This is a genomic window from Hydrogenophaga sp. (genome assembly GCF_048549895.1).
Taxonomy (GTDB): domain Bacteria; phylum Pseudomonadota; class Gammaproteobacteria; order Burkholderiales; family Burkholderiaceae_C; genus Hydrogenophaga.
The window spans coordinates 19,536-30,164 of sequence record NZ_JBLYYB010000135.1 but is presented as its reverse complement, the minus strand read 5'-3'; the positions used below and the strand labels follow the sequence as shown (position 1 = coordinate 30,164).

At 63.6% G+C, this 10,629-nt stretch carries 10 protein-coding genes and 1 tRNA gene; 6 read left to right on the top strand and 5 right to left on the bottom strand.

The genetic code is table 11. The annotated features are described in order from the left end of the window. The first annotated feature begins 27 nt into the window (after window positions 1–27). The 6 genes from prfB (at window position 28) to ACN4F8_RS13820 (ending at window position 6,328) form a co-directional block, all read left to right on the top strand. A protein-coding gene (gene prfB / locus ACN4F8_RS13845; protein WP_419474132.1) for a peptide chain release factor 2 occupies window positions 28–1,132 on the top strand; the annotation gives its coding sequence in 2 pieces (ribosomal slippage) (window positions 28–108 and window positions 110–1,132; 1,104 coding nt in all). 2 nt (window positions 1,133–1,134) lie between these two features. Beyond that, window positions 1,135–3,843: an aminopeptidase N gene (gene pepN, locus ACN4F8_RS13840; protein WP_419474131.1), complete on the top strand. Its 2,709-nt coding sequence runs from the start codon at window positions 1,135–1,137 to the stop codon at window positions 3,841–3,843. A gap of 71 nt (window positions 3,844–3,914) precedes the next feature. Then, on the top strand, window positions 3,915–4,922 hold the full coding sequence (locus ACN4F8_RS13835; protein WP_419474130.1) for a class 1 fructose-bisphosphatase: 1,008 nt from the start codon (window positions 3,915–3,917) through the stop codon (window positions 4,920–4,922). An 11-nt stretch (window positions 4,923–4,933) separates the two neighbouring features. Next, window positions 4,934–5,009 (top strand) — tRNA-Thr (locus ACN4F8_RS13830). Between the two features lie 288 nt (window positions 5,010–5,297). Beyond that, the gene (locus ACN4F8_RS13825; protein ID WP_419474129.1) at window positions 5,298–5,513 is read left to right on the top strand and encodes a porin; all 216 of its coding nucleotides are present in this window, start codon (window positions 5,298–5,300) and stop codon (window positions 5,511–5,513) included. Then, window positions 5,510–6,328: a porin gene (locus tag ACN4F8_RS13820; RefSeq protein WP_419474135.1), complete on the top strand. Its 819-nt coding sequence runs from the start codon at window positions 5,510–5,512 to the stop codon at window positions 6,326–6,328. The genes ACN4F8_RS13825 and ACN4F8_RS13820 overlap by 4 nt, the downstream gene beginning before the upstream one ends. A 100-nt stretch (window positions 6,329–6,428) precedes the next feature. Here the strand turns inward: ACN4F8_RS13820 and soxB are convergent, their stop codons facing one another. The 5 genes from soxB to soxY all read right to left on the bottom strand — a co-directional run bounded on the left by soxB (window position 6,429) and on the right by soxY (window position 10,587). Beyond that, window positions 6,429–8,153, bottom strand: coding sequence for a thiosulfohydrolase SoxB (soxB, locus tag ACN4F8_RS13815; protein WP_419474128.1), 1,725 nt, complete (start codon window positions 8,151–8,153; stop codon window positions 6,429–6,431). Between the two features lie 94 nt (window positions 8,154–8,247). Beyond that, the gene (gene soxX / locus ACN4F8_RS13810) at window positions 8,248–8,898 is read right to left on the bottom strand and encodes a sulfur oxidation c-type cytochrome SoxX (RefSeq protein WP_419474127.1); all 651 of its coding nucleotides are present in this window, start codon (window positions 8,896–8,898) and stop codon (window positions 8,248–8,250) included. Between the two features lie 16 nt (window positions 8,899–8,914). Beyond that, window positions 8,915–9,724, bottom strand: coding sequence for a sulfur oxidation c-type cytochrome SoxA (gene soxA, locus ACN4F8_RS13805; protein ID WP_419474126.1), 810 nt, complete (start codon window positions 9,722–9,724; stop codon window positions 8,915–8,917). Window positions 9,725–9,768: 44 nt separating this feature from the next. Beyond that, window positions 9,769–10,080 (bottom strand): thiosulfate oxidation carrier complex protein SoxZ, encoded by a 312-nt coding sequence (gene soxZ / locus ACN4F8_RS13800; RefSeq protein WP_419474125.1) that lies wholly within the window; start codon window positions 10,078–10,080, stop codon window positions 9,769–9,771. A 51-nt stretch (window positions 10,081–10,131) separates the two neighbouring features. After that, window positions 10,132–10,587 (bottom strand): thiosulfate oxidation carrier protein SoxY, encoded by a 456-nt coding sequence (gene soxY, locus ACN4F8_RS13795; RefSeq protein ID WP_419474124.1) that lies wholly within the window; start codon window positions 10,585–10,587, stop codon window positions 10,132–10,134. Window positions 10,588–10,629: the final 42 nt, after the last annotated feature.

Genomic DNA, 10,629 nt, shown 5'->3' with positions numbered 1-10,629 from the left:
TTTGAACATTGACCGCAGGAACACCCCATGGAAGCCGAACGCAGCAACGCCATCCGATCGCAGCTCGAAGACCTGACCACACGCGTGGTCGAGCTCCGGAGGTATCTTTGACTACGATGCCAAAGCATCGAAGTTGAAGGAAGTCGAGTCGGCGCTGGAAGACCCCACGGTCTGGAACGACCCCAAACGCGCCCAGGACCTGGGCCGCGAGAAAAAATCCCTCGAAGACGTGGTGCTGGTGCTCGACCGCCTCACGGGTGAGCTCACCGACAACACCGAGCTGTTCGAGATGTCGAGCGAAGACGGTGACGAGGCCGGTCTGATCACCATCGAGGGCGAAGCCGCCAAGGTCGCGGTCGAGGTCGAGAAGCTCGAATTCCGCCGCATGTTCAGCAACCCGGCCGATCCCTTGAACTGCTTCCTGGACATCCAGGCCGGCGCAGGTGGCACAGAGGCTTGCGACTGGGCCAGCATGTTGCTGCGGCAGTACCTGCGCTACGCCGAGCGCAAGGGCTTCAAGACCGTGATTGAAGACGAGACCGAGGGCGACACCGCCGGCATCAAGAGCGCCACCATCAAGATCGAGGGCGATTACGCCTTCGGCCTGCTGCGCACCGAAACCGGTGTGCACCGCCTGGTGCGCAAGAGCCCGTTCGATTCTTCGGGCGGTCGCCACACCTCGTTCGCGTCGGTGTTTGTGTACCCCGAGATCGACGACTCGATCGAGATCAACATCAACCCGTCCGACGTGCGCACCGACACCTACCGCGCGTCCGGCGCCGGTGGTCAGCACATCAACAAGACCGACTCGGCCGTGCGCCTGACGCACATCCCCACCGGCATCGTGGTGCAGTGCCAGGACGGTCGCAGCCAGCACGGCAACCGCGACGTGGCCTGGAAACGTCTGCGCTCCAAGCTGTACGACTTCGAACTGCGCAAGCAGCAGGAAGAGCAGCAGAAGCTGGAAGACACCAAGACCGACGTGGGCTGGGGTCACCAGATCCGTTCGTATGTGCTGGACAACAGCCGCATCAAGGACCTGCGCACCAACGTCGAGATTTCCGCCACGCAGAAGGTGCTGGACGGCGATCTCGATCCCTTCATCGAAGCATCACTGAAGCAAGGCGTCTGACCATGAGCTCACTGCGTGAAGGCCCCACCACCGTGGTTCGCCGCGAAGACTACGCCGCCCCGGCTTACTGGATCGACACGGTCGACCTGTGCTTTGACCTGGACCCGGCGAAGACGCGCGTGCTCAACAAGATGCGCCTGCGTCGCAACCCGGACGTAGCAGCGCAGGCGCTGCGCTTGGACGGTGAAGACCTGAACCTCGCGCGTGTGCTGGTCAACGGCGCGGGTTGCTCGTTCAAGATGGACGGCAACCAGCTGGTGCTGGAGAGCCTGCCCGAAGGCACCGATCCGTTCGATCTGGAAATCTTCACCACCTGCACGCCCGAGAAAAACACGCAACTCATGGGCCTCTACGTGAGCCAGGGCACCTTTTTCACGCAATGCGAGGCCGAGGGCTTTCGCCGCATCACGTATTTTCTGGACCGCCCCGATGTGATGGCCAGCTATACGGTGACGCTGCGCGCCGACAAGACCAGGTACCCGGTGCTGCTGTCCAACGGCAACCTGGTGGAAGAAGGCAGCCTGCAAGGACCGGGCAATGAGGGCCGCCACTTCGCCAAGTGGGTCGACCCGCACAAGAAGCCCTGCTACTTGTTCGCGCTGGTCGCCGGCCAGCTGGTGGCGCGTGAACAGCGCATCACCTCGCGCAGCGGCGGCAACCACCTGCTGCAGGTCTATGTGCGCCCCGGCGACATGGACAAGACCGAACACGCCATGAACTCGCTGATCGCCAGTGTGGCCTGGGACGAAGCGCGCTTTGGCCTGCCGCTCGATCTGGAGCGTTTCATGATCGTGGCCACCGCCGACTTCAACATGGGCGCGATGGAGAACAAGGGTCTCAACATCTTCAACACCAAGTACGTGCTGGCCAACAGCGCCACCGCGACCGACACCGATTTCGCCAACATCGAATCGGTCGTGGGCCACGAGTACTTCCACAACTGGACCGGCAACCGCGTGACCTGCCGCGACTGGTTTCAGTTGTCGTTGAAAGAAGGCCTCACCGTCTTCCGCGACCAGGAATTCAGCATGGACCTGTGCGCCGAGCCCTCGGCGCGCGCGGTCAAGCGCATTGAAGACGTGCGTGTGCTGCGCACCGCGCAGTTCCCCGAAGACGCCGGCCCCATGGCCCACCCGGTGCGGCCCGACAGCTACGCCGAGATCAACAACTTCTACACCGTCACCGTGTATGAAAAAGGCGCCGAGGTCGTGCGCATGATGCAGACCCTGGTGGGGCGCGAAGGTTTTGCCCAGGGCATGAAGCTCTACTTTGCGCGCCACGACGGCCAGGCCGTGACCTGCGACGACTTCGCCCAGTCGCTGGCCGACGCCAACCCCGACACGGATCTCGCCCGCCTGCTGCCGCAGTTCAAGCGCTGGTACAGCCAGGCCGGCACGCCGCGCCTGCGCGCCGAGGGTGTGTATGACGCCGCCGCCCGCAGCTACACGCTCACGCTCACCCAGAGCTGCGCGCCCACGCCCGGGCAAAGCGCCAAAGAGCCGTTCGTGATCCCGGTCTCGCTCGGCCTGCTGAGTGCCGACGGCACACAACTGCCGCTGCAGCTGGCCCACTGGACGCAACCCGAAGCCGGCAGCCGCACATTCGTGCTGACGCAAGCCAGCGAGAGCTTCACCTTCGTCAATCTGGACAGCGAGCCGGTGCCATCGCTCTTGCGCGGCTTCTCGGCGCCCGTGGTGCTCGACTGCCACTACACCGACGCACAACTGCTCACCCTGCTGGCCTTCGACCCCGACCCGTTCAACCGCTGGGAAGCCGCGCAACGCCTGGCCCTGCGCCGCGCGCTCATGGCCATCTTGAGCGACGACCCAGTGCCCGCTGCCCCGCTGGACACCGCCTTTCTGGGCGCCATGCGCGACGTGTTGCGCCACCCCACGCTGGACGCAGCCTTCAAGGAACTCGTGCTCTCGCTGCCCAGCGAAACCTACATCGCCGAGCAGCTGGGTGAGGTGGACCCGCAGCGCGTGCACGCCGTGCGCGAAGCCATGCGCCTGCAGCTGGCGCAAGCCCTGCAAGCCGACTGGGCCTGGGCGTTCGACGCGCACAAAGACAACGGCGCCTACCGCCCCGACCCGGTGAGCACCGGCCGCCGCGCGCTGGCCGGCATGGCGCTGACCATGCTGTGTCTGGACGCGCGCGCCAGCGCAGACGCCGTGTGGCCGGGCCGCGCCTACCAGCGCTTCAAGGACGCCGGCAACATGACCGACCGCTTCAACGCCTTGTCGGCCCTGGTGGTGAGCGACCACGCTCTGGCGCGCGATGCCCTGGCCCGCTTCCATCAGATGTTCCAGAACGAAGACCTGGTGCTCGACAAGTGGTTTGCCCTGCAGGCCGGCGCGCCCGACCGCGGCGGCAATGTGCTGCCAGCGGTGCGCCAGCTCATGAAGCACCCCGACTTCCACTTGAAGAACCCCAACCGCGCGCGCAGCGTCATCTTCAGCTACTGCAGCGCCAACCCCGGCGCTTTCCACCGCGCCGATGCGGCTGGCTACCTGTACTGGAGCGAGCGCGTCATCGAGCTTGACGCCTTCAACCCGCAAGTGGCCGCCCGCCTCGCCCGCGCGCTGGACCGCTGGAAAAAACTCGCCGAGCCCTACCGTAGCGCAGCGCGCGAAGCCATCGCCCGCGTGGCCGCCAAAACCGACCTGAGCAACGACGTGCGCGAAGTCGTCACGCGTGCCCTGGCCGACTGACGCCAACCGCCCGGACTGAGCCGCTGTCCCGTTCGGGCTGAGCCTGTCGAAGCCCTTCCAGACCCATCACCATGACCAAACGCATTTCCCTCACCCGCTACCTCGTCGAACAACAACGCGTCGACGGCCACATCCCCTCCCAGTTGCGCCTGCTGCTCGAAGTGGTGGCCCGCGCCTGCAAGAGCATCAGCCAGGCCGTCAACAAAGGCGACCTCGGCGGCGTGCTCGGTGCAGCCACCACCGAAAACGTGCAGGGCGAGATGCAGAAGCAGCTCGACATCATTGCCAACGAGGTGCTGATCGAAGCCAACGAATGGGGCGGTCACCTCGCCGCCATGGCCAGCGAAGAAATGGACAGCATCTACGTGGTGCCCAACCGCTACCCGCAGGGCGAATACCTGCTGCTGTTCGACCCGCTTGACGGCTCCAGCAACATCGACGTGAACGTCAGCATCGGCACCATCTTCAGCGTGCTCAAGAAGCCCGAAGGCAGCGCCGGTGTGAGCGAACAAGACTTTCTGCAACCCGGTGCCCAGCAAGTGGCTGCCGGCTACTGCGTGTACGGCCCGCAGACCACGCTGGTGCTCACCGTGGGCGACGGCGTGGCCATGTTCACACTGGACCGCGAACAGGGCTCGTTCGTGCTCACCAAAGAAAACGTGCAGATCCCGCCCGACACCAAAGAGTTCGCCATCAACATGAGCAACATGCGCCACTGGGACGAACCGGTGAAGCGCTATGTGGACGAATGCCTGGCCGGCAAGGAAGGCCCGCGCGGCAAAGACTTCAACATGCGCTGGGTCGCCAGCATGGTGGCCGACGTGCACCGCATCCTCACGCGCGGCGGCGTCTTCATGTACCCCTGGGACAAGCGCGAACCCGAAAAACCAGGCAAGCTGCGCCTGATGTACGAAGCCAACCCCATGGGCTGGCTGGTCGAACAAGCCGGCGGCGCCGCCACCAACGGCCAACAACGCATTCTGGACATCCAGCCCGGCAAACTGCACGAACGCGTGAGCGTGGTGCTGGGCTCGAAGAACGAAGTCGACCGGGTGACCAGCTACCACACCGGGCTATAATCTCAGGCGTTGCCGGTGTAGCTCAGTCGGTAGAGCAGCTCATTCGTAATGAGAAGGTCGGGTGTTCGATTCATCTCTCCGGCACCAACGTACACATTGAAAGCCCGCTATCTGAACGATAGCGGGCTTTTTTGTTTGTCTCACTTGTGCCCGCGCGTGATGTTTTTGCTGGTGCGTGGATTGCCGGCATGCTTCATGACAACCATGTGAAAGCACCCCGACCCGCAAACAGCGTTGTAAATTGGTAAGAACCCGCAAAAAAGCCGGGGGGCTTCATGGGGCGGTGGTGTTTCTTGCAGAAAATACGGGGGTCGCCCTGCATACGGTAGGGGGCAGGGGCGAAAGCCCTCACTCAATCCTTTGGAGTACACCCTCATGAAAAAGAGCCTCATTGCTCTGGCCGTTCTGGCCGCTTCCGGCGCCGCCCTGGCGCAATCGTCTGTCACCGTCTACGGCCGCCTTGATGCGTCCGTGGGTTCCGAGAAAATCGGCAACGTTGGCGCAGTCACTGGCGTGACGAAGATGTTCAGCGGCAACCTGACCACCAGCCGCCTGGTTTCCGTGGCGTTGAAGACCTCGGCGGCGGCCTGAAAGCCATCTTCACGATCGAAACCGGTCTGACCATCGATGCACCCAGCGCCAGCTCTTTGGGCGACCGTGCTGCCTTCGTGGGCCTCACCGGCGGCTTTGGTACCGTCAAGCTGGGCCGTCACGACACCTCGTTCGACGACATCCGCGACCTGATGGTCAGCAGCAACGTCTGGGACTCCGGCGTCTTCGCCACCACCGAAACCGTCCTGGGCACCGGCGCCACCGCCACCAACGGCGTGGGCGGTATTGGTGACTACGGCGATCGCGCCAGCAACCAGATCCGCTACGAGTCGCCCTCGTTCGGCGGCGTCAGCTTCGGTCTGAGCCACGGCTTCGACGAAACCGCAGTTACGACGGACGACGACGTGACAGCCTTCAACATTCGCTACAAGGCTGGTGCTTTGGACGTGGGTGCTGCGTACCAGGAGAGCGCACAGTCGAACGCCCTCGGCGCATTCGCTTCGACCAACGAGTACACCACCGTGGCTGCTGCCTACAACTTCGGCGCGTTCCGCGTGTCGGGCGGCTGGAACCAGGCCAAGACCTCGACCAACCTGAAAGCCAACACCTACACCATCGGCGCCAACGCTCCGGTCGGTGCGTGGGACTTCTCGCTGGGCTACAGCACCGGCAAGGCCAAGCTGAACGGCACCACCACCGAAAAGGGTGATGCTTTCTCCGCTGGCGTGGTCTACAACATGTCCAAGCGCACCCGCTTGTACGGCCTGCTGACCAACGGCGACATCGAGAACGGTGCAGGTGTGAAACAGCGTCAGCGTGACATCTACGCCGTGGGCGTTGCTCACGTCTTCTGATTCCCAAGCCCTCCGAATCTCCAAGGCTTGTTGACACCCACCGCCCGAAAGGGCGGTGGGTTTTTTCATGGGCGCGTGGATGGTGTGAGAAGCAGCAGACTCAGGCCGCCAGGCCCGGATTGCCGTCCATGCCGATGATGCGTGGCGTGTTGATCTGGACGCCCTTGATGACCTTCTTGTCGCGCAGGTAGCCCGAGACCACGTCCCAGATCGGCTCGCCCTTCGCGCCCTCCTGCACCGACGCCCAGCCGGCCACCTTGTAGGTTTTGTCGGCCTCGATCGGCTTGCCCTTGAGCGTCATGTTGTTGATGCGCTGGCCCATCGAAGCATTGGGTGTCACGGTGTACTGCATGCCGCCCACGCGCACCATGTCGCCGCCCTGCTGGTAGTAGGGGTCGGGGTTGAAGATGTTGTCGGCCACGTCTTCCAGGATGGTCTTGATCTGCTCGCCGGTGAAGGTGTTGAGCGTGGTGGCCGGGTAGGTCAGCGCCATCTGGTCCATCATGCGCTCGTAGGTGATGGTGTCGCCCGGCAGCAGCGAGGTGCCCCAACGCACGCCGGGCGAAAACGCCATGTCGGCGCCTTTGTTCTGCATCAGCGCGTCACAGATCACCTGGTCCCATGAGCCGTTGAAGTTGCCTCGGCGGTACAGCAGGTCCTCCGTCACCGCGAGCTTCTCGTCGAGCTTGGCCTTGTAGGGCGCGCGCACCTTGTCGATGTGCGCTTGCATGGCGGCGTCGGCCGGCAGCAGGTTGGAGAAGATGGGCAGCAGCTTGTATTGAAAGCCTTGCACCTTGCCGCCGCGCACGTCGAAGTCGAGCACGCCGAGGAACTTGCTGTTGGAGCCGGCGTTGGTCACCAGTGTCTGGCCGCCGGCGTTCTTCACCACAAAGGGCGCGGGCATGCCGTCGTGGGTGTGGCCGCCCAGAATCGCGTCGATGCCGCGCACGCGAGCCGCCATCTTGATGTCCACGTCCATGCCGTTGTGCGAGAGCACCACCACCACCTGCGCGCCCTTGCCGCGTGCTTCATCCACCATCTTCTGCATGTGCTCGTCCTGGATGCCGAAGGTCCAGTCGGGCACCATGTAGCGCGGGTTGGCTATTGGGGTGTAGGGGAAGGCCTGGCCGATCACGGCGACCTGCACGCCATTCATCTCGCGCATCGCATACGGCTTGAAGACCATGTCTTCGAAGTCGGTGGTCTTGATGTTCTGCGCGAGGAATTCCATGTTCCCTTTGAGATCTTTCTCCACGATCTCCTGCACGCGTTTGGCGCCGAAGGTGTGCTCCCAGTGCGAGGTCATCATGTTCACGCCGAGCAGCTTGCAGGCGTCCACCATGTCCTGACCGTTGGTCCACAGCGACGTGGCCGAGCCCTGCCAGGTGTCGCCACCATCGAGCAGCAGCGCGTTGGGCCGGCTGGCCTTGAGCTGTTTGACCAGCGTGGCCAGGTGCGCGAAGCCGCCCACTTTGCCGTAGGTTTTGGCGGCCTGGCTGAAGTCGAGGTAGGAGAACGCGTGGGCTTGCGCGCTGCCGGGTTGGATGCCGAATTGTTTGAGCAACTTCTCGCCCACGATGTGCGGCGGGCGGCCCACCGCCTCGGCCACGCCGAGGTTCACGCTGGGCTCGCGGAAGTGGATGGGCGTGAGCTGCGCGTGGCAGTCGGTGAAGTGCAGAAAGCTCACGTTGCCGAACTTCGGCACGTTGTACAGGCGCTCACCGGCGCCGGGTGTTGCGGCCAACACATCGCGGTGGTTGAGGGCCATGCCGGTGGCGCTGGCCACGGCCAGCACCTGCATGAATTCACGGCGGCTGAAACTCATTGCTGCACCTATAAATAACTGATCGCTGATATTTATGCGAAATTTTTTAGGGAATCACGGGCCCCGGCCGCCACAGGCGGCCGGGGCACACACATCACTTGTTCACAGGTGAGGCCGGGTCAAGCAACAGCGCCATCACGTCCTGGATCTGCTTCTGGTTCAGGATGGCCATGTGGCCCACGCGCGGCATTTGTGAACACGCGTTGTAGGCGCGCGCGTTCCACAGCTTGCCCCAGGTGTATTCCACGATGGCCTTGCCGCCAGCGCTGTTGGGGTCGGTCACGCCGCGCAGCTTGCCGTAGTTGTAGAGGCTGGGGCCCAGCGTGCCGAAGGAAATTTCTTCCTTGCTGATCTGGTGGCAGTTGTAGCAATTTCCGCCGTTCTCGGTGGTGGCGGTGTCGGTCCAGGTCAGGCCGCGACCGCTCTGGGCGATCTTCTCGCCCTCTTTCCAGTCACCGATGAACTTGCCGTCGGTGGGCCATTTCACGGTCTTCATGCTGGCCTCTTCGATGGCCTTGCTCATCTTGGCGTCCAGCGGTTTGCCGGTGGCATCGGCCACCGCGCACTCGGCGTTGGCCTGGTCCTGGTTGAGGCGGTCCAGCGTGGCGATGCCGCGCGCCTGAAAGGAGTTCTTGAGCATGTCGGCCGTGGCCTTGTTCACGTCGGCCGGTGAAGGAGCCGAGGAGCAAGCCGACAACACGATGGCCACGACGGGGAGCAACACGAGGGAGCGGATTTTTTTCATGGGGTGTGTCTCCTGATCAGCGCTTGATGGCCGGCACGATGGACTCTGCCGACTTGGCGTTCACGCCCATGTAGACCGACAGGGCGATGGTGGCGTCGCTGCCGAACTTGGGCTCGGGCCAGCGCATCTGGCGGAAACAATCATTCAGTCGCAGCTGCATGCCCCACATCTGCGCGTTGGACACGCGGTACGCCGGCCAGGCCGCAAAGCCGATGCCGTCGCCGGGGTTCTTGGTGAGGTTGGGCAGGTCTTGCAGGCGGATGCGTTTGTCGTCGCTGCCGTGGCACGAAGCGCACGAAAAGTCGTGCGTGCCGCCGCGCGTGAAGAACAGCTGCTTGCCGGTCTCGAACATCATCTTTTCCTGCGCGTGCGACTGCGACAGGTTGAACTTCATGCCCTTGGAGGCCGTGGCCACATAGGTGGCCAGCGCCGTCACGTTGGCCATCTCGCCGCGGCCAAACGGTGTCTTGGCAATGTCTTCACCCTTGAAGCCCTGCAGCGTTTCCATGCAGGTGAGCAGGCGCGTTTCCAGGTCTTGCACCTTGCCGGTGTCGGCAAAGTACTTGGGCAGCTCCACGAAGACCCCCTTGATGACCCCGGGGCCTTTGCCCAGATCGCACTGTTCCAGCGTCGCCATCTTCGGGCCACGCTTTTGCTTCCAGAGCTCTTCGCCCTTCATCTCGAACAGCTCGGCCGGGTTGCCGTCCTGCAGCATCTCGCGGTACTTGGCAATGCCTTCGGCGGCCGTGCCTTGCGCATGCGAAACGCCAACAGCGCCGCACAGCGCAGCCAGCGCCAGCAGCGAGGTGGTCAGGGTCTTCTTCATGGGGTCTCCTCTTGTTATTGCGTCGGGGAAAAACGGGGCTCAGTTCAAGCGATCACAGCTTCATCGGTGCGGGTGTCGCCCTTGTTGTCGACCCATTTCACGACAACCTTGTCGCCCTTGGCGCCGCCCTTGAACTTGAAGGACAGGAAGGGGTTTTGTGCCACGGCGCCACTGAAGGCCGCTTCGAGCACGACCTTGCCGTTGTGGGTGGCTTCCACGTCGCGGATGAAGTGGCCGGGAATGAGGGCGCCGGCGGCGTCCCGGCGGGTGCCGGGTTCCATGACGTGGGACATGAGCACGCGGACGGTGGTTTCGTCACCAGCGACGGCGGCGCGGATGCGCATCGGATCAGCCATGTTGAACTCCTGAAATTTTGTGAAGGGGGTTGTGCAAAAGGTCGGGGGCGATCAGCCGCCGCAGCCGCCGAGCGTGACCTTGGTTTCCTTGGATGCAGAGAACAGCTTGCCGTCGGCCTTGACCACGGCAAACACGTTGGAACTCTGGCCCATCTTCAGGCGGGTCTGCACATCGGCGGCGGTGCCGGCGGGGATCTTGAAACCGGCGGCCATGGGCGTGGGGTTCTTCTCGACGATCAGGTAGATCTCGGTGGTGTTGGGGATCTTGCTGGTGGCGCCCACGGGCACCACGGCGCCGTTTTCGGCGATGTCGGGTGCCACCACGGTGACCTGGTCGCTGTTCGCGGCGGTGCCACCCAGGGCCTTCACGGCATCGGCCATGGTCTTGATGTCAAAACCGGCGCGGTCCATGGCGGCGTGGGCCTGGCTTTGCGTGACGATGCCCAGCGACACCAGCGTGGCAAACGCCCCGGTGGTCTTGAGGGCATTTCTGCGTGCGTTGTTCATGGGGGGCTCCTGTGAAATGAGGAAAGGGCGAGAGTGTACTGG